Source organism: Janthinobacterium sp. SUN033 (genome assembly GCF_030397595.1).
GTDB classification, from domain to species: Bacteria; Pseudomonadota; Gammaproteobacteria; order Burkholderiales; family Burkholderiaceae_D; genus Janthinobacterium; species Janthinobacterium kumbetense.
Genome location: NZ_JAPQNV010000005.1, coordinates 283,119 through 301,498, shown reverse-complemented (window position 1 = coordinate 301,498; position 18,380 = coordinate 283,119). Strand labels below are relative to the sequence as shown.

General features: G+C 62.5%; 20 protein-coding genes. 14 read left to right on the top strand and 6 right to left on the bottom strand.

Annotated elements, in window-relative coordinates:
- The first annotated feature begins 118 nt into the window (after positions 1 to 118).
- Both OX460_RS21915 and OX460_RS21910 read left to right on the top strand, forming a co-directional pair.
- Positions 119 to 1,978 (top strand): CHASE domain-containing protein, encoded by a 1,860-nt coding sequence (locus OX460_RS21915; protein ID WP_289899923.1) that lies wholly within the window; start codon positions 119 to 121, stop codon positions 1,976 to 1,978.
- A 189-nt stretch (positions 1,979 to 2,167) separates the two neighbouring features.
- Positions 2,168 to 2,884, top strand: coding sequence for a hypothetical protein (locus tag OX460_RS21910; protein WP_289899922.1), 717 nt, complete (start codon positions 2,168 to 2,170; stop codon positions 2,882 to 2,884).
- An 87-nt stretch (positions 2,885 to 2,971) separates the two neighbouring features.
- Here OX460_RS21910 and OX460_RS21905 read toward each other — a convergent pair whose 3' ends face one another.
- The 3 genes from OX460_RS21905 to OX460_RS21895 all read right to left on the bottom strand — a co-directional run bounded on the left by OX460_RS21905 (position 2,972) and on the right by OX460_RS21895 (position 5,175).
- Positions 2,972 to 3,211 (bottom strand): hypothetical protein, encoded by a 240-nt coding sequence (locus OX460_RS21905; RefSeq protein ID WP_029496207.1) that lies wholly within the window; start codon positions 3,209 to 3,211, stop codon positions 2,972 to 2,974.
- A gap of 702 nt (positions 3,212 to 3,913) precedes the next feature.
- Entirely contained in the window at positions 3,914 to 4,174 is a 261-nt protein-coding gene (locus OX460_RS21900) for a hypothetical protein (protein ID WP_034759943.1), read from the bottom strand.
- Between the two features lie 83 nt (positions 4,175 to 4,257).
- Positions 4,258 to 5,175: an SDR family oxidoreductase gene (locus tag OX460_RS21895; RefSeq protein WP_099665223.1), complete on the bottom strand. Its 918-nt coding sequence runs from the start codon at positions 5,173 to 5,175 to the stop codon at positions 4,258 to 4,260.
- 12 nt (positions 5,176 to 5,187) lie between these two features.
- Between OX460_RS21895 and OX460_RS21890 the strand changes: the two genes are divergently transcribed.
- The 5 genes from OX460_RS21890 to OX460_RS21870 all read left to right on the top strand — a co-directional run bounded on the left by OX460_RS21890 (position 5,188) and on the right by OX460_RS21870 (position 10,086).
- Positions 5,188 to 6,213, top strand: a complete 1,026-nt coding sequence (locus OX460_RS21890; RefSeq protein WP_251349880.1) for a CDP-6-deoxy-delta-3,4-glucoseen reductase — start codon at positions 5,188 to 5,190, stop codon at positions 6,211 to 6,213.
- Positions 6,214 to 6,284: 71 nt separating this feature from the next.
- Positions 6,285 to 7,556 carry an MFS transporter gene (locus OX460_RS21885; protein ID WP_289899921.1) on the top strand — a complete coding sequence of 424 codons (1,272 nt, stop codon included), beginning with the start codon at positions 6,285 to 6,287 and terminating at the stop codon, positions 7,554 to 7,556.
- Positions 7,557 to 7,594: 38 nt separating this feature from the next.
- Positions 7,595 to 8,260 carry a DUF1345 domain-containing protein gene (locus tag OX460_RS21880; protein WP_099665226.1) on the top strand — a complete coding sequence of 222 codons (666 nt, stop codon included), beginning with the start codon at positions 7,595 to 7,597 and terminating at the stop codon, positions 8,258 to 8,260.
- Positions 8,261 to 8,484: 224 nt separating this feature from the next.
- Entirely contained in the window at positions 8,485 to 8,862 is a 378-nt protein-coding gene (locus OX460_RS21875; RefSeq protein ID WP_034781728.1) for an HPF/RaiA family ribosome-associated protein, read from the top strand.
- A 258-nt stretch (positions 8,863 to 9,120) separates the two neighbouring features.
- Entirely contained in the window at positions 9,121 to 10,086 is a 966-nt protein-coding gene (locus OX460_RS21870; RefSeq protein WP_092612043.1) for a GGDEF domain-containing protein, read from the top strand.
- Positions 10,087 to 10,192: 106 nt separating this feature from the next.
- Here the strand turns inward: OX460_RS21870 and OX460_RS21865 are convergent, their stop codons facing one another.
- Positions 10,193 to 10,807, bottom strand: a complete 615-nt coding sequence (locus tag OX460_RS21865; RefSeq protein WP_289899920.1) for a DUF5610 domain-containing protein — start codon at positions 10,805 to 10,807, stop codon at positions 10,193 to 10,195.
- A 147-nt stretch (positions 10,808 to 10,954) separates the two neighbouring features.
- Here OX460_RS21865 and sbcB point away from each other — a divergent pair, with 147 nt between their 5' ends.
- Positions 10,955 to 12,403 (top strand): exodeoxyribonuclease I, encoded by a 1,449-nt coding sequence (sbcB, locus tag OX460_RS21860; protein WP_289899919.1) that lies wholly within the window; start codon positions 10,955 to 10,957, stop codon positions 12,401 to 12,403.
- Between the two features lie 168 nt (positions 12,404 to 12,571).
- Here sbcB and pyrF read toward each other — a convergent pair whose 3' ends face one another.
- Positions 12,572 to 13,405 (bottom strand): orotidine-5'-phosphate decarboxylase, encoded by an 834-nt coding sequence (gene pyrF / locus OX460_RS21855; RefSeq protein WP_289899918.1) that lies wholly within the window; start codon positions 13,403 to 13,405, stop codon positions 12,572 to 12,574.
- Between the two features lie 157 nt (positions 13,406 to 13,562).
- Between pyrF and OX460_RS21850 the strand changes: the two genes are divergently transcribed.
- From OX460_RS21850 to OX460_RS21830, 5 genes are all read left to right on the top strand, one after another.
- Positions 13,563 to 14,177 (top strand): LemA family protein, encoded by a 615-nt coding sequence (locus OX460_RS21850; RefSeq protein WP_034759964.1) that lies wholly within the window; start codon positions 13,563 to 13,565, stop codon positions 14,175 to 14,177.
- Position 14,178: 1 nt separating this feature from the next.
- Positions 14,179 to 15,015: a TPM domain-containing protein gene (locus OX460_RS21845; protein WP_289899917.1), complete on the top strand. Its 837-nt coding sequence runs from the start codon at positions 14,179 to 14,181 to the stop codon at positions 15,013 to 15,015.
- Positions 15,015 to 15,536 carry a TPM domain-containing protein gene (locus OX460_RS21840; RefSeq protein WP_289899916.1) on the top strand — a complete coding sequence of 174 codons (522 nt, stop codon included), beginning with the start codon at positions 15,015 to 15,017 and terminating at the stop codon, positions 15,534 to 15,536. Before OX460_RS21845 ends, OX460_RS21840 begins: the two co-directional genes overlap by 1 nt.
- 87 nt (positions 15,537 to 15,623) lie before the next feature.
- Positions 15,624 to 16,388 (top strand): SDR family oxidoreductase, encoded by a 765-nt coding sequence (locus OX460_RS21835; protein ID WP_289899915.1) that lies wholly within the window; start codon positions 15,624 to 15,626, stop codon positions 16,386 to 16,388.
- Between the two features lie 549 nt (positions 16,389 to 16,937).
- Positions 16,938 to 17,363, top strand: a complete 426-nt coding sequence (locus OX460_RS21830; RefSeq protein ID WP_251349872.1) for a VanZ family protein — start codon at positions 16,938 to 16,940, stop codon at positions 17,361 to 17,363.
- Between the two features lie 21 nt (positions 17,364 to 17,384).
- Here OX460_RS21830 and OX460_RS21825 read toward each other — a convergent pair whose 3' ends face one another.
- Complete coding sequence (locus OX460_RS21825) at positions 17,385 to 17,663, bottom strand: hypothetical protein (protein WP_143451371.1); 279 nt, start codon at positions 17,661 to 17,663, stop codon at positions 17,385 to 17,387.
- Between the two features lie 220 nt (positions 17,664 to 17,883).
- Between OX460_RS21825 and OX460_RS21820 the strand changes: the two genes are divergently transcribed.
- Positions 17,884 to 18,372 (top strand): hypothetical protein, encoded by a 489-nt coding sequence (locus tag OX460_RS21820; RefSeq protein ID WP_289899914.1) that lies wholly within the window; start codon positions 17,884 to 17,886, stop codon positions 18,370 to 18,372.
- Positions 18,373 to 18,380 lie beyond the last annotated feature (8 nt).

Below are 18,380 nucleotides of genomic sequence, written 5' to 3'. Positions count from 1 at the left end.
ATAGTTTTGTATATTAGGCAGCTATTGAGCAATTTGCAATTTCGATAGTCCTTGTGCAACTGAGTACAGCCACCACCACACAGGCGGCACCCGATTCCTCTTCCTGATGCGGATGGCGATGTCTTCTACTGCCGGCGAACACCCCTTAGCTGCTGAAAAAAGACCGCTGTGGCTGTTCGGCTTTGTCGTGTCGACGATGGTGGGCCTGCTGTTCTACATGGCCGCTTCGCTGTCGATCGAAAGCGATGCCAGCGAACAATTCAGCAATCTGGCGCGCAACACCCAGAAAAACATCGAATCGCGCACCAAGTCGTATGCCAACCTGCTGCGCGGTACGGCCAGCCTGTTCCAGGCCAACGAACACGTGAGCCGCGAGCAATTCCACCGCTACGTGGCCAACATCGCCCTGCAACAGAACTATCCGGGCGTGATGAATCTCAATTACAGCCAGGAACTCGACGAGACGCAGCGCCCCGCTTATGAAACGGTCATGCGGCGCGACTATCCGCCCGGGCGCGACGGCTATCCGGCGTTTGCCATCCATCCGCCCGGCCCGCGCGCCCAGTATTCCGTGCTCGTATACATCGAGCCGATCGCCAGCGCCCCGGAAAAGTATGGCTACGACATCGCCTCGCGCCCGCAGATCGCCGAAGCGCTGGCGCAGTCGCGCGATTCCGGCCACATCAGCAATTCCGGCGTGCCCGTGCCGATGGACGGCCGTCCCCAGTTGACGGGCATGGCCATGCGCCTGCCCGTGTACCGCTTCGGCATGCCCGTCGAGACGGTGGAGCAGAGGCGCGCCGCCTACCAAGGGTCCGTCGGCATCGGCTACGACCTGGTGACGATGATGCGCAGCGCGCTGGCCGACATGCCGGTACGCAACGTCCGCCTGACCCTGTTCGATATCGGCCCGCAGGCGCTGCAACAGCGGGACGTGCCGCTGCAATTGCCGCACGACATGCGCCCCATCTTCGACAGCACGGCGGCGGGCATGCATGCGCCATGGTGGCAGCCCGGCAGTTCGGGCCGCTACCTGAGCAGCACGCTGCTGATCGAGCACAATGGCCGCGCCTGGCAAGCGCTGTTCAGCGTGCGCAAGAGCGACCTGTATTCGCGCTTCGACGCCTTCCTGCCGTGGCTGGCCCTGCTGATCGGCTTTGCCAGCACCATGCTGCTGTATGTACTGTTCCACACCCTGGCGTCGTCGCGCCGGCGCGCCATCCAGATGGCGACGGGCATGACGGAGGAATTGCGCGCCAGCCAGATCCGATTGCAGCTGTCGCACCAGAAACTGCGCCGCCTGGCCGCGCATGCCGACCAGATCAAGGAAGAAGAGCGCAAGCGCATCGCGCGCGAAATTCACGACGACCTGGGACAGAATCTGCTCGTCTTGCGCATCGACGCCGACATGCTGGCCTCGCGCACGCAGCGCCGCCACCCGCGCCTGAATGCCCGCGCCCGTTCGACCCTGGAGCAGATCGACGCCACCATCAAGAGCGTGCGGCAGATCATCAACGACTTGCGCCCTACCGTGCTGGACCTGGGCGTGAATGCGGCCGTCGAATGGCAGGTGGCGCAATTTCGCCAGCGCACGGGCATCGCCTGCGAAGTGAGCGAAAGCCATGACGACATTTGCCTCAGCGACCAATGCGCGACGGCCCTGTTCCGCATCCTGCAAGAGTCGCTCAGCAATATTTCCCAGCATGCGAATGCCAGCCGCGTGCAGGTCAAGCTGGAAAAGTGCCGCGATACGGTGTCGATGAGCGTCAGCGACAACGGCGTGGGCGCGGCCATCGACGGGCGCAACAAGCTCGGCTCGTTTGGCCTGGTGGGGATAGAAGAACGCATCAAGTTGCTAGGTGGCACTTTTTACATCGAAAGCAGCCCCGGCGCCGGCATGAGCGTGCACGTCAGCGTGCCGCTGGGCGCGGACGCCACCGCGTTTCCCTACGAGGAAGAAAGCCGGGCCAGCGGCTGACCGGCACGCGCCCCGCATGAATCAAGCTCAGCTTGCATATTTCGTAATAAGATGCAATATTGATGTAGAACAACTTAGCGCCTGCCCGCCATGGGCAAGGCATTCCTTGACTACTTGCCAGGAGTACACACGCGCCGCTTTCCCTTGTTTCACCGTATTTCCCACAACGCTCTTTACCAAAGGACATTCATGGATACGAACGACAGTTTCAAGGCTATTGCCGATTTGAATTTGGACGCGATCAAGGTCAAACTGATGCACCGGGAGTCAGGCGAAGGATGGAGTCTGGAGAAGGCCAACGCGGTGGAATTCGAATACCGCCGCTTCCTGATCCTGATGAAACAGTTTCCGCAAGAAGAGACGGCGCCCTTGATGGACGTCGATACCTTTTGGCACTACCACATCCTCGATACCCTGAAATATGCGGCCGACTGCGAACAGGTGTTCGGCTACTTCCTCCATCACTTCCCCTACATCGGCTTGCGCGGCGAAGACGACGAAGCGGCGCACCATCGCGTGGGCGAGCGCATGAAGCAGTTGTATGAACAAACGTTCGGGGAAGATTATATCCGCGCTGAAACCGCGTATTCGGGGCGCGCCGTACAGGCGGCGTATTCGGGACGTGCGGTGCAGGAGACGGCATACTCGGGCCGCGCCGTGCAAACGGCGTTTTCCAGTGCGGCGGTGCAAGCGACTGCTTACTCGGGCCGGGCCGTGCAAACGGCGTTTTCCAGTGCGGCGGTACAGGCGACGGCGTATTCGGGCCGCGCGACCGGGGCTGCCAGCACCGCATTTTCCAGCGCCCCTGCCTCACTGGCCGCAGCGGTGGTCAAGTCGTCCTCGACTGGCCTGGAAATGGGGCGCTTCTATGTCGATCGTCCGGTGCTGAACCGCGACCCGCAATAGAAAAGCGGAAAACAGATGTGGCTGCCGCACGCGGCAAGCCTGACGTACCCAGACGGCACCTCTCAGTTTGCCGTCTGTCAGGCGCTCTTAGGCAGCCATCAACTCGCGCAGTTCACGAATGCTGAAATCGCTGATTTCATGCATGCGGATGAGGATCGTGGCGCCGATCGGCAAGGTGTTGTGACGAATCTTGCTGATGACCGGTGGCGCCACTTCCAGGGCTCGCGACAAGGCGGCATCGTTTTTCAGTTGCAGCTTGTCGATGATCGCATCGAGGACGCGATTCGGGTTGTAGGTAGGCAAAGAGGTAATTTGTTTGAGAGACATGATCGAAAATCCGTACTTGTTGTATTAGAGCAAAAAGAAACCGAATGTCTCTTCTGCAATAATTCAGGGTAAACACACTAAAAAGCGCCATCACTTATGCGGCTTTTACGCCGCAAACAATATAATACACGCTATTGTTGATTTTTGCGTAACTTAACGCAAAATTGTGATAATTGAAGAGAATTGACGCACTTGGAATGTGCTAGAGGATAACTCAAATTGGAAAAATTTGCTGCAAGTCATCAATTTTTACGATGAGCAACACCGCTATGCATGAGCCAAACTATGGCCATGAGGGCGCTCAGGCGCGCCATTTCGGCAGATAGATGCCAGCCTTGCGCGGCCACGCCGGCCGGGGTGGCAAGCTGGCACGTACCCGGAACGGCATCCACGCGGCACCAGGCAAGTTGCCGGCGGATTTCATCGGGCGGCGGCGGCGGCTGCAGCGCACGTTCGCGACGGCGCATATAAGCGCGTACCTGTTCCTTGCTGGGGTGACTCGTAGCTCGCATGGCTCGCTCCTGCTGACGGGAAACAGCGTCACGCTATGCGGAGCCCGCCACAAGAGCCCAGACGCGTGACGACATTGCTCACCATATCGCCAGCGCGCCATGACGCGTTTGCGCTGCGTCAAAGGTCACGGCCCCGGTGTTGCGCCGAGACCCGTACTGCGCCATGGCCCCAGCGGCCAGGCCCACGTTCTTATTTCTTTTGCTGGCGCACGCGCTGCTGCTGCTTTTCCTGCGTTTGCTGGCGATTCTGCTTGCGCTCGAACAAGGTGACCGCATCTTTCTTGGCTTGTTCGACGGTACGCATTTCCTCATGCGCATCGTGCGGGACAAAAAATTCGGCGTCCTGCGCGGCCACGACGAGCTTGATGGCGGCCTCGTCGTCGAGGTCGTACAGTTCCGTCAGGACGGTGGTGACCTCGTCCAGGTATTCTTCGTAAGTGAGGGTGCTCATGCTGTAGTCCTTAAGTGAGTGGCGCAGCGCGGGAACGGCGCGCTGCGCGCCGGCCCAGCAAAGTGCGCAGATAACCGGCCATTTTACCCGATGCCGGCGCCATCGGCTGCCATCGCCTGCAAGGCATCGGCCACGCGCGCGTAGCGCAGGCGCACGCCCAGCTCGCGCTTGAGGCGGGTATTGTGCAGGCGGCGCGATTCGGACATGAACGACAGCAGCATCGGCGTGACCACTTGCCGCAGCTCGGCCCGCGGCAGGCGCGGCGGGCGCGGCAAGCCAAACGTATCGGCCACGGCATCGAAATACTCGGCCATCCTGAGTTCGCTGTCATCGCTGGCGTGATACACGCGTCCCGGCTTGCCCCGCCACAGGGCTCGTTCGATGACGCGCGCCAGGTCATCGGCATGGATATGGTTGGTGTACACGTCGTCGCTGGCTTCCAGGGCTGGCGTGCCTTCGCGCAAGCGCTTCAGCGGCAGGCGGTCTTGCGCATAAATGCCCGGCACGCGCAGGATGGCCACGCTGGCGCCGCGGCGCGCGCCCCAGCCGCGCAAGACCTGTTCGGCGTCCACGCGCCGCTTCGCGCGCGCATTCGCCGGCGCCGTCGGCCGCGTCTCATCGACCCAGGCGCCGCCGCAATCGCCATACACGCCGCTGGTACTCACATACACCATGCGTGCATGCTCGGGTAAAATGGCGACCAGATTGCGCGTGCGCCGGTCCAGCAAGCCCGATGACATGGGCGGCGCCAGGTGCACGACCATCGTCGCCAGTCCCGCCAGCCGTTTCAGGCTGGCGCGCTCGTCGAGGTTGGCCACGATGGGCACGGCGCCGGCCGCCCGCAACTGCGCGCAGCGCGCCGGCTGGCTGGTGACGGCAAAGACGCGAAAGCGCGCGCGCAGCAGGGGCAGCAGCCGCATGCCGACGTCGCCGCAGCCCAGGATCAGCAAGCGCGGCAAGCCTGAAGGCTTGCGCAAAGAGTGCATTAACATATTTTTCATCTCAAGGATTGTATGACTTTTCAAATTACTGTTCAGCCCAGCGGCCACCAATTCAGCTGCGAAGCGGACGAAACCGTCCTGTCGGCGGCGATACGCGCCGGCGTCGGCCTGCCGTACAGCTGCAAAAGCGGCGCCTGCAGTTCCTGCAAGGGCAAGATCGTGTCCGGCAGCGTACAGCATAAGCCATACCAGGCCCGCTCCCTGACGGAAGATGAAGCGGCGGCCGGCTACTCGCTGCTGTGCTGCGCCGTGCCCCAGGGCGACCTGGTGGTGCAGGCGCGCGAAGTGGCGGGCAGCAGCGACTACCCGATCAAGAAAATGCCGTCGCGCGTGACCACCATCGAAAAAGTCGCGCCCGACGTCGTCGTGCTGACCCTGCAATTGCCAGCCAGCGAGCGCCTGCACTACCGCGCCGGACAGTATATCGAAATCATGCTGCGCGACAACAAACGCCGCAGCTACAGCATGGCCAGCGCGCCCGTCGAAGGCGGCCCCGTGAGCCTGCACGTCCGCCACATGCCGGGCGGCCTGTTCACCGACCAGGTGTTCGGCAGCATGAAGGAGCGCGACATCCTGCGCTTCGAAGGCCCGATGGGCACCTTCTTCCTGCGCGAAGATTCCGACAAGCCCGTCGTGCTGCTGGCCTCGGGCACGGGCTTTGCCCCCTTGAAAGCCATCGTCGAGCACATGATCAACGAGCAGTCGCCGCGTCCGATCACCCTGTACTGGGGCGGCCGCCGTCCGCACGACCTGTACATGGACGCCCTGTGCCGCCAGTGGGCCGCCGACTTGCCGCAGTTCACCTATGTGCCCGTCGTGTCGGACGCGCTGCCGGAAGACGCGTGGCAAGGCCGCACGGGCTTCGTGCACCAGGCCGTCATCGCCGACTTGCCCGACATGTCCGCGTATCAAGTGTATGCCTGCGGCGCACCGATCGTCGTCGAGTCGGCCAATCGCGATTTCGTGCAATTGTGTCAATTGCCGGCCGACGAATTCTACGCGGACGCCTTCACCACGGAAGCCGACCTGGCCAAGTAAGCATCCAGACAGCGGGGTGCTGCTGGCGCGGCATCCGCTGCCGCTCCACCCCGCTGTTTCCTGGAAATTTCATGTCTCTCGCCTCTGCCGGCAACGGCTTCAGTATCCTGCGTCACCGCAACTTCGCCTGTTATCTTTCCGCCCGCGTGCTGGGCACGGTGGCCGTGCAGATGCAAAGCGTGGCCATCGGCTGGCAGGTGTACCAGATCACGGGCAGCCTGTTCGACCTGGGCTTGATCGGCCTGGCGCAATTCGCGCCCTTCCTCGTGCTCATCTTGCCGGCCGGCCACGTGGCCGACCGCTACAACCGCCGCAACATCATCGCCTGGTGCCTGGCGGCGCAGCTGGCCTGCGCGCTGGCCCTGCTGGCGTTTACGTTAAGCAATATTTCCATCGTCTGGCCCGTGTTTGCCGTGCTGGTGCTGTTCGGCAGCGCGCGCGCCTTCATGATGCCGGCCACGCAAGCCGTGCTGGTCAACATGGTGCCCACGCAACACTTCAGCCGCGCCGTCGCGCTCAGCTCGTCCAGTTCCCACGTGGCCATCATCCTGGGGCCGACCCTGGGCGGCTTGCTGTATTACTTCGGCCCCAAAGTCGTGTATCTGATCTCGTCCGCGCTGCTGGTCGTGTCCGTCCTGCTGATGCGCGCCACCACCCCGGCGCCGCAAGTGGTCAAGCGCGAACCCGTCAGCTGGCATACCCTGCTCGAAGGCTTGCGCTTCGTCTGGTCGAAGCCCATCGTGCTGGGCGCCATTTCGCTCGACCTGTTTGCCGTGCTGTTCGGCGGCGCCACGGCCCTGCTGCCGGCGCTCGCGCATGACGTGCTGCATGCCGGACCCAGCGGCCTGGGCTTGCTGCGCACGGCGCCGGGCGCCGGCGCCGCCCTGTGCTCGATCGCGCTGGCCATGTTTCCCATCACGCGCCGCGTGGGCGCGTGGATGTTCGGCGGCGTGGCCGTCTTCGGCCTGGGCACCCTGGTGCTGGGCAGCACCAGCTATTTCCCGCTGGCCCTGACGGCGCTGTTCCTGATGGGCGCCGGCGACATGGTCAGCGTCTACATCCGCCACCTGCTGGTGCAGTTCGAGACGCCGGACGAGATCCGCGGCCGGGTCAGCGCCGTGAACGCCGTCTTCATCGGCGCCTCGAACGAGCTGGGCGAATTCGAATCGGGCTTGACGGCCGGCTGGTTCGGCCTCGTGCGCGCCGTGCTCTTCGGCGGCGCCGCCACCCTGGCCGTGACGGGTATCTGGGCCGTGCTGTTCCCCGTGCTGTCGCGCATGGACCGCTTCCCCCACCACGAGAAGGAAGCGGCCGCCAGGACGGCCACCGCGGCGAGCGCATAAGGTCTAAGATGCGCTATCCCCACTGACGAATCCGCACCATGAAAATCACGCTTCCATTCCACGGCTTCATCCGCAGCCGCCCCCACCTGAGCATGGCCACGGCCATCGGCGTGGCGGCCGGCCTGCTGCTGCCCGCATCCTGGCAACAGATGACGCGCCTGCTGACGGCGTGGAATGTCGCCGTCTGGTTCTACCTGGCGACGATGGCCTGGATGATGATGCGCGCCAACCACCACAAGGTCAAAGCCATGGCGGCGCGCCAGGATGAGCGGGCGGCAACCGTCCTGTCGGCCCTGTCCGTCGCATCCGTGATGAGCCTGGTGGCCATCGTTTCGCAGCTATCCTCGATGAAAGACATGGCGCCGGACGAGCGCGCGCTGCACTACGGCCTGACGATACTCACCCTGGTCGGTTCCTGGTTCCTCGTCGGCACCCTGTTCTGCTTTCATTACGCCCACCTGTACTACCAGGCCGATCCCGCGCTGCGCCCCCTGAAGTTTCCCGACGACGAGCAAAGCCCCGATTACTGGGATTTCCTGTATTTCGCCTTCACCATCGCCGTCGCCGTGCAAACGTCGGACGTTTCCGTGCAGACGCGCATGATGCGGCAAATCGTGCTGGGACAATCCGTGCTGAGCTTTTTCTTCAACCTGGTCGTGCTGGGGCTGTCGATCAATATCGCGGCCGGTCTCATCAATGGCTGAGGGTAAATAATTTCGTAGTGGGAACTTGACCTGGCTGAAGGGTTAAGCTCATCTTAATCGTGCGCACCCTCTTGAAATACTGGAAAGAGGAGTAAGATAAGTCATGCACAGGGATCAAGTGCATGAGGCAAGAACCAGGCGCCGACGCGCCCTGGCAGCGGGTTTGACCACTGCCATGCAAAGCGCCTGAGATGGGTTTTTTTTGAATTGACAGGAGTAAGCATATGCAAATCAATATTCATACCGACAGCACCATCGCCAACACCGCTGGACTGAACGAACATGTGCAATCCGTACTTGAAAGCGCACTGAACCGCTTCCGCGACAACCTGACCCGCATCGAAGTCCACATCAGCGACACGAATGGCCCGAAAGGCGGCGCCGACGATATCCGCTGCGTCATGGAAGCACGCGTTGCTGGCTATCAACCGATCGCCGTGACCGAACAGAACGCCACCGTGCATCAATCCGTTGCCGGCGCCACCGACAAACTGAAACGCGCCATCGATAGCGCCCTGGGCCGCCTGCAAGACAGCAAGCGCCACGCCACCGGCAAGAATGCCGTGATCGATACGGCCGAAGCGGAAGAAACCGCCGAGTAATCCCCACCCGCAGGATTTTCAGAGACTGAGGCAGCCGTTCAAGGCTGCCTTTGCACATCCGGCCCGCCTTTCGCGCGCGGCAACATCCATAACAAAAGCGCAAGCATTCCAGCGTATTGACGCGGCAATGAAATAATTGTCGTATTTCTCACAGTAAGTGACCTCAAGCAAGCCTTTGGCGTTACAGCCAAGGCCGCTTTACGCTATCATGAAGCTACCGGCCCCCTGCTCGCGCGCCGGCTTTTTGAAAGTGTGATTGTGGAACAGATCGGCAACTTCGGCGCTTCAGGCTGCAACATCGGCGATTTACAGCTATTTCGCGATGGGGCGGATAGCCAGACGGCCGCCATGCTGGCGCCCTGCCCCGTGATGCGCCTGGAAGCGGGTGAAGCCATTGCCGACACGCAAGGCGCCAGCCTGTACATCGTCCTGCGCGGCTCGCTGGCCGTGGCCGCCGACACCCACACGGGCATGGATGACGGCACCGTCAGCAAGGTCTTGCCCGGCGAAAGCGTGGGCGAACAATCGGTGCTCGATGAAGCGAGCAACCTGGCCGCCATTTCCGCCCTGGAAGAAACCGATTTGCTGGTGATCGACGCGGCCATCGTCTGGGAATTGATCGAACAGTCGAACGGCCTGGCGCGCAACCTGCTGCGGCTGCTGTCCTTCCGCATCCGCGCCGCCAATGCCCTGCTGCGCCGGCGCCAGAAACTGGGCGAATTCTACCGCCAGCTGTCGATGGTCGACAGCCTGACGGGCTTGTACAACCGCGCCTGGCTGACGGATTTACTGCCCAACATGATCGTCACGGCCCACGCCAGCGGCTCGCCGCTGTCGCTGGTGATGATAGACCTCGACCATTTCAAGCGCTTCAACGACACGCACGGCCACCAGGCGGGCGACCAGGCGCTGCGCATCGCTGCGCAAGTGCTGGGCGCGGCCCTGCGGCCCACGGATTTTGCCGTGCGCTACGGTGGCGAGGAAATGATGGTGATCTTGCCCGATACCAACGAACACGTGGCCTTGCGGGTGGCCGAGCGCTTGTGCGAGCGCATGCAGCTCGCCGTCATCTTCGCCGACATGCGCAGCGCCTTGCCGCACATCACGGGTTCCTTCGGCGTGGCCAGCCTGGCGGCCGAACAGGACGACCATGCGCTGATCGCCGCGGCCGACGCGGCGCTGTACCGGGCAAAAGCCGGCGGCCGCAACCGGGTAAGCACCTGATAAAAAGCCCATGGCGTCGTTGCATTGCCTCGTCGTACATTCGTACTGCCTTCGGCAATGCGCCTAGCCCTGGACATTTTCTCAGGCGCTTCCGGCGTAATAATGATCAGGCGGCCTTGCTGTCGGCCGGCTTGGCGGCATCATCCTTCTTGCTGCTGTGCGCGGCGATGAAGTCGGCATAGCCCTTTTGCACCAGCTCGTACGTCTTGTCGATATTGCCGGCGATGTCGCCATTCAGCACTTTCAAGCCGCCCAGGATGTCGCGCGCTTCCTTGAAGCCTTTTTCCATGCCGCCGCTGATGGTGTCCATGAACTTGGTCAGGGCCGTATCGTCGTCCAGGCCGGGATTCTGTTTCTTGAAGGCATCAAAAAAACCTGTCGACAGCGATACAATGCGGTTCGCCGTCGCTTCGGCGCTGTTATCCTGCGAAGCCGCGTTCTGGATCGCATCCTCGCCGTACTGACCCTTCAGCGCTTCATTGATGTTGGTGATGGCCGTCTTGTACAGCAGCGCCAGCGGTTCGTTCTCGGAACCGATCGACACGTTCAGCGACGCCTGCATGATGGAAGCGTTCAATTGCAGCTTGGTGCGGTCATTCACGCTCATTTCAGCGTTGACGCCGTCCTTTTGCTGGACTTTATCGTCCTTGCCGGCAACGCCCGTACTGACGGAAGTCACGGAAGGGGTGGAATTGCCGCTTGCGGCGATGGGAATTGACACGATAGACCTCCTTGAACGGGCAATGTATGCCACCATGCGGGAAACGCGATGATGACCATCCTCTCGTGTAGTATCGGCAGGTTTTCAGAAAACTGTAGCAGCGGCCGCTTTTGGCGGCCCGGATAACCAATCAAGCAACGACCATCAATGACTAACCAGACCTTTCTTTGGCACGACTACGAAACCTTTGGCGCCCAGCCGCGCCGCGACCGCCCGGCCCAGTTCGCCGCCATCCGCACGGATGCCGACCTCAACGAGATCGGCGAACCCATCATGCTGTATTGTCAGCCTGCCAATGATTTCCTGCCCGACCCGCAATCGTGCCTGATCACGGGCATCACGCCGCAGCAGTGTCTGCAGCTGGGCGTGCCCGAACACCAGTTCGCCGCCACCATCGAAGCGGCCTTTTCGGAGCCGGGCACCATCGGCGTGGGCTACAACACCATCCGTTTCGACGATGAAGTCACGCGTTTCCTGTTCTGGCGCAACCTGATCGACCCGTATGCGCGCGAATGGAAGAACCATTGCGGCCGCTGGGACATCCTCGACGTGGTGCGCATGACGCACGCGCTGCGCCCGGAAGGCATTCAATGGCCGAAGCGCGACGATGGCCAGACCAGTTTTAAACTGGAACACTTGAGCAAGGCCAATGGCCTGGTCCACGAAGCGGCGCATGATGCACTGTCCGACGTGCGCGCCACCATCGCCCTGGCACGCCTGATCAAGGAAAAGCAGCCGAAACTGTTCGAATTCTGCCTGGCGCTGCACAAGAAGGACAGGGTCGCCAGCGAAATGGGCATGCACCTGGCCGCCGGCGAGCGCCAGCCTTTCCTGCACGTGTCGGGCATGTTCCCCGCCGAACGGGGTTGCCTGGGCGTCGTCTGGCCGCTGGCCACGCATCCGAGCAATAAAAATGAAATCCTCGTCTGGGATTGCGCCTACGACCCGCGCGAGCTGTTCCAGCTGGACGCCGACACCATCCGCACGCGCCTGTTCACGCGCAAGGACGCCATGCCGGAAGGCATGACGCGCCTGCCCGTGAAAAGCGTGCACCTGAACAAGTCGCCCATGCTGGTCGGCAATTTAAAGACGCTGTCGCCCACCATGGCCGCGCAATGGGGCATCGATCTGGACGCGGCGAAGGTCAACGCGCAATTCGCCGCCGCGGCGCCGAACATGGATGCCGTCTGGGCTGAAGTGTTCCAGCGCCCGGGCGCGAATACCGCGCTGGACGTGGATGAAGATTTGTACAATGGTTTCGTCAGCAACGACGACCGCCGCCTGCTCGAATCCTTGCGCCGCGACACGCCGGCCAAGCTGGCCACGGCCCGCCCCTCGTTTGCCGATGAACGCCTGCAGGAACTGCTGTTCCGCTACCGCGCCCGCAATTTCCCGCAAACCCTGAGCGAAGCGGAAAGCCTGCGCTGGGAACAGCACCGCGCCGCCCGCCTGTTCGACGGCGACGCCGGCGCCCGCACCATCGAAATGCTGTTTACGGAAATCGACGTGCTGTCGGAATCCGTCGATGAGCGGGGCGAGGAAATTCTGGGAGAACTCTACGATTACGCGGAGATCGTCGCACCACAGCGTGACTAAATGCAAAATGCCGGGCTAGCCCGGCATTTTTTATGGATGACAAACAACAGTCATCACGGTGCCTGACAGAAGCGTAGCGAGCGGATGGGAGTTGCGGCCGAGAAGCGCAACTGTGCTATGGCACAGTGAGCATCGCCGGCCGCAAATCGCGACGCGCAGTAGCTTATGTCAGCCACCATCAGACGCGCGGTGCGCGTTGATCGCATCGCGCGTTTCAATGGCCACGCGGCGCGCCGCGTCGGCGAAGTCTTCGCCCGCCTGCGGCGTGGCGTAGATGATGGCGCGCGACGAGCTGATCATCATGCCCATGCCGTTCGCCGTCTGGCCCGCGCCGACGGTGGCGGCGATGTCGCCGCCCTGGGCGCCGATGCCCGGCACCAGCAGCGGCATGTCGCCGACGATGGCGCGCACCTGCGCCAGTTCTTCAGGGAAGGTGGCGCCGACGACGAGCGCGCACTGGCCGTTTTTATTCCACTTTTCGGCCACCAGGCGCGCCACGCGCTGGTACAGCGGTTCGCCGTCCGTATTCAGGAATTGCAGGTCCGAGCCGCCCGGGTTCGACGTGCGGCACAGGATGATCACGCCGCGGTCTTTCCACGCCAGGTAGGGATCGAGCGAATCCTCGCCCATGTACGGGTTCACGGTGACGGCGTCGGCGCCGTAGCGCTCGAACGCTTCGCGCGCATATTGCGTGGCCGTCGCGCCGATGTCGCCCCGTTTCGCGTCGAGGATCAGGGGGATGTGCGGATAATTCTCGCGCACGTAGCGGCAGATGTCTTCCAGCTGCTTTTCCGCGCCCAGCGCGGCAAAATACGCGATCTGCGGCTTGAAGGCGCAAGCCAGGTCGGCCGTGGCATCGATGATGCGCGTGCAAAAGGTGGTGATTCCATCAGGCAGGTCGCGCAGTTCGGCCGGCAGTTTCGCCAGGTCGGGGTCCAGGCCCACGCACAGCAGGGAATTATTGGCCGTCCACGCGGCGGATAATTTATTGATGAAATTCACGGCACACCTTCTCTATATTCAGTTGCAAACCCCGTATTGTAACGCGGCGCAGGCCAAGCAAGGCAGCCGGGGGCGGCCGCCGGCGCTTATTAAACCGACATTACGGGCCGTTTCAGGTATATTTGCCTCACCTCCCTTACTCTGCACGGAACCCATCATGCAAATCACCAATCAATTCACCAAATGGCTGCGCCTGGCGCTGAGCGTCACCGTCCTGGCCGGCATCCTGACGGGCTGCGGCTACAACGACTTCCAGAGCAAGGACGAGGCCACCAAGGCCGCCTGGGGCGAAGTGGTCAACCAGTACCAGCGCCGCGCCGACCTGATCCCCAACCTGGTCAATACCGTCAAGGGCTATGCCACGCACGAGCGCGAAACGCTGGAAGCGGTGACCAAGGCGCGCGCCGCCGCCACCAGTTTCCAGATCACGCCCGAAGTGCTGAACGACCCGGCCGCGTTCGAAAAATTCCAGCAAGTGCAGGGGCAGCTGTCGTCGGCCCTGTCACGCCTGATGGTGGTGTCCGAGAAATACCCGGACTTGAAGGCCGACACCAGCTTCCGCGACTTGCAGTCGCAGCTGGAAGGCACGGAAAACCGCATTACCGTGGCGCGCCAGCGTTACATCGTTGCCGTGCAGGATTACAACGTGCATGCGCGCAGCTTCCCGAACAACCTGACGGCCATGGTCTTCGGCTACAAGGTCAAGCCATCGTTCACGGTGGAAAATGAAAAAGCCATCTCGACCGCACCGACCGTCAACTTTGGCAAATAAGATGAAAGCCTGGTCCTATCTCGCGGCGCTGGCGACGGCGCTGCTGCTGTGGACGATGCCGCCAGCCGGCGCACAGGGCTTGCAGCCCGTGCCGCCGCTGGCCGCGCGCGTGACGGACAACGCCGGCATGCTGGACGCCAAGCAAAAGGCGGCGCTGGAAGGCGTGCTGGCCGATTATGAAGCCAAGACGGGCAGCCAGATCGCCGTGCTGCTGGTCAAGAGCACGGAACCGGAAGCCATCGAGCAATACAGCATCCGCGTGACGGATGCCTGGAAGCTGGGCCGCAAGGGCGTCGATGACGGCGTGCTGCTGATGGTGGCGAAGGACAACCCCTCGTCCTTGCGCCGCCTGCGCATCGAGGCGGGCCGCGGCGTGCAGGGCGTGCTGACGGATGCGCAATCGAAACGCATCCTGCAAGACGTGATCGCCCCCCATTTCAAGCAAAACGATTACTACGGCGGCCTGGTGGCCGGCGTGGGCTCGATTGCCACCCTGCTGAACCAGGAGCAATTCCCCGCTGCGGCACAGCAAAAGGCGCCAGCCACCGTGGAAGCGGGCGGCATGACCTTTTGGCTGCCGCTGCTGTTCTTCGGCTTCCTCGTCGTGCTGACCCTGTTCCGCTCGCGCGGCGGACCGACGCGCCTGCAGCGCGGCAGCAACTGGTCCAGCGGCGCCACGGGCGTCGTGCTGGGTAGCATCCTCAGCCAGGCGCTGAACAACCGCGGCGGCGGCGGCTTCGGCGGCGGCGGTGGTTTTGGCGGTGGCAGCAGTGGCGGCGGTGGTTTCGGTGGCGGTGGCGGCGGTTTTGACGGCGGCGGCGCCTCGGGAGATTGGTAATGACGAAACAACTGACATTCGGACAACGCTGCGGACGGGCCTTGAAACATTTGCGGGGCACGCCGGCGACGGCGCGCCACGCCTTTCCGGAACGCACCCTGAAAGCCATCGAGACGGCCATCGCCGACGGTGAAGCGATGCACCAGGCGGAAGTGCGCCTGATCGTCGAAGCGGCCCTGACGCCGGGCATGGCGTACCAGGGCGTGAGCAACCGCGAGCGGGCGCGCGAACTGTTCGCCCAGTATGGCGTGTGGGATACGGAAGACAACGTCGGCGTACTGATCTATATCAACCTGGCCGAACACCAGGTCGATATCGTGGCCGACCGCAACGTGGGCCGCCGCGTCACGCCGGAACAGTGGCAAGCCGTGTGCCGCACCATGACCAAAGGGTTCAAGGATGGCAATTACCACGACAGCACCCTGGAAGCGCTGGCGCAGCTCAATACCCTGCTGCAAAGCCACTTCCCCGCCAACGGCACGCGCGGCAACCAGTTGCCGAACGAGCCCATCCTCCTCTGATTCCTGCCCAGGGATTAAAATCTGCCCATTGCCGCGCGGGCTGGTGTTCCTGGCAGCGCGGCCCCCATACCCCGCCGAGGAGCACACATGAAATTAGTCAGTAAAACCGCCATCGTCACGGGCGCCACGCAAGGCATCGGCCTGGCTTGCGCCACCCGCCTGATCGCCGAAGGGGCGCAAGTGATGCTGGTCGACATCAAGGAAGAAGGCGCGCAGGCGGCCGCTGCCCTCGGCCCGCAGGCGCGCTTCTTTTGCGCCGACGTCAGCCAGAAGGCGGACGTGGACGCCATGCTGAAGGAAACCCTGGCCCAGTTCGGCCACATCGATATCCTCGTCAACAATGCGGGCGTCACGCACGCGGCCGATTTCCTCGACGTCTGCGAAGACGATTTCGACCGGGTCATGCGCATCAACCTGAAATCGATGTTCCTGTGCGGCCAGGCCGTGGCGCGCGAAATGGTCAAGCGCAACAGCGGCTGCATCATCAACATGTCCAGCGTGAATGCGGAACTGGCCATTCCGAACCAGGTGCCGTACGTGGTGTCGAAGGGCGCCATCAACCAGCTGACCAAGGTCATGGCCCTGAACCTGGCCTCGCACGGCGTGCGCGTCAACGGCATCGGGCCGGGCACCATCCTGACGGAACTGGCCAAGCAGGCGGTGCTGTCGAGCCCGGAAGCGCGCCACACGATTTTGTCGCGCACGCCGCTGGGCCGCTGTGGCGAGCCGGAAGAAGTGGCCGGCATCGCCGCCTTCCTGGCCAGCGACGACGCCACCTACATGACGGGCCAGACCATCTATGTCGATGGCGGGCGCATGGCGCTCAATTACACGGTGGCCGTGAAGGAATGAAGGCAGGCGCGGTAAGTTATATCAAAAAAGAATAATGGTTATCCGAAAAGATCATTAGACACATATCGTGCAACGCAGCATAATGCACCTGTCTCCACTATTCTCCTCCAAGAAAATAGTTTTAAGCCCGCTTTCACCAGCGGGCTTTTTTTTCGCTATCAGTCTTGAAACATGGCTATTCTTGCCATGCTCCACACTCTTTCCGACAATTTGCGCTGCCGCAAAAAAATGTTGCGGCGTGTCATCAGGCCGTCATCTTCACCTCCTATACTTGCTTCATCTGCTGTACAGGCAACCGATATGCCTGACTACAGACAGGTGTGCCGCGATGGCACACCACTCCCCTTTCACGACCGTGGCGGGCGCCCGCAAGGCGCGCGACATGGTAAGTACCGAGCAACTCTCAACTCTTGACCCATTTCATTTGGGTTTTTGGCCCGCGCCCCCGCGGGCCTTTTTTTTGCCTGTCCAGCAAGCTCTTGCGCAAAAACACGGTGGCCCGCCCTGCCCATGATATTGTGGCGTCCTTTCCACCTGTCCTGACGCCTCATGCCTGCACCCTTGCCCGAACTGTGTTTTGCCGACCGTTACGAACGCCTGCGCTACCGCACCGCGCTGGTGCTATATGTGCTGGTGATCCTGATCGGCGACATTCCCGGCGTGCGCGCGGACGTGGGCCAGTATGCGTCGGGCGGCGTGCTGCACTCCTTCGGTTATGGCGTGCTGGCCCTGATCCTGTTCAGCGGCACGGGCGGCGGCATGGCGCGCCGGGCGCTGCTGTCGGTGCTGATGGTGGCGGCCATGGGCGCGCTGGACGAATTCATCCAGAGTTTCCTGCCCTACCGACATGGCGCCGTCAGCGACTGGGTGGTCGATGTCACGGCTGCCGCGGCGGTCTGCCTGCCGCTGTATTTCCTGTGGCCGAAAATGGTCGCCGCTGCCCTTGGCAAGGACGCGCCGCTGCCCGAAGCCTGAACGGGGGATGGCTCGCGCCCGTCAGGCGCGGTCCGCTTCGCTATCCTGCAGTGCCAGCCGCAACTGTCCCTGGCCCCGCTTGCCCAGGCGCCGCATCAGGGCGCGCGTCTCGCGCCGGCTGCCGGCCCCCATGGCGCGTGCCGTATCGCGCTGCATCTCCAGCAACTGTTCCGAGCGCGCCAGCCGCACCAGGCCATGCAAGGCCTGGGCCAGCACATGGCGCGCACGGACATCGTGCGCAGTGCCGCCGATGGCCAGCACCAATTCATCGATCAGTTTTGCTGTAGGGCCAGATGACATTTTTTCTCCCGATTGAACAGTGAGGAAACGTGCAGCCGCACGAAGTGGTAATTGCCAGCATCGTTTATACCAAGCACGGCAATTAGACACTTGATCTAGCTCAATCGACAATGACGGCCGCCGAACATCCCTGTTCCGCCATGCTCTTACATGCAGCAATCGCCGCCATCCGCATCACCGCGGGTGCCGATCCTGAATGTGCGACCATGAGGAGACCAAGATGAGATCAAAAACCACCCTGCTGCTGACCGGCCTGACATGCGCCTTGCTGGCAGCCTGCCATTCCACGGACAAAACCAGTCTGGCGCGCAGCAATAGCGGCGAAACCTATGCCGCGCCGGCCGGCACGACGCCGCAAAGCAGCACGGCCAGCACCGCCAGCAGCACGGCCGCCGATACGAGCAACGCCCAGAGCAGCATGAGCAACGACATGCGCAACGACGCGAACCAGTCCACGATGAACATCAGCTCGGCCACGGTGCAGTCGATAGAAACCGTGCCGCGCAGCATGGAGCAAGGCAGTGGCGACATGCAGGCGGGTACGTCGGGCACGGCCGGCAGCACTTCGGGGGCGGCTGGCAACATGCTGTACCGCGTCACCTTGCGCCTGGACGACGGCACGACGCGCACCTTTGTGCAAAACACCCAGCCCGCCTTCCAGATCGGCGACAAGGTCAGCGTGCAAAAAGGCGTGATGCAGCGCTATTGATCGGTATC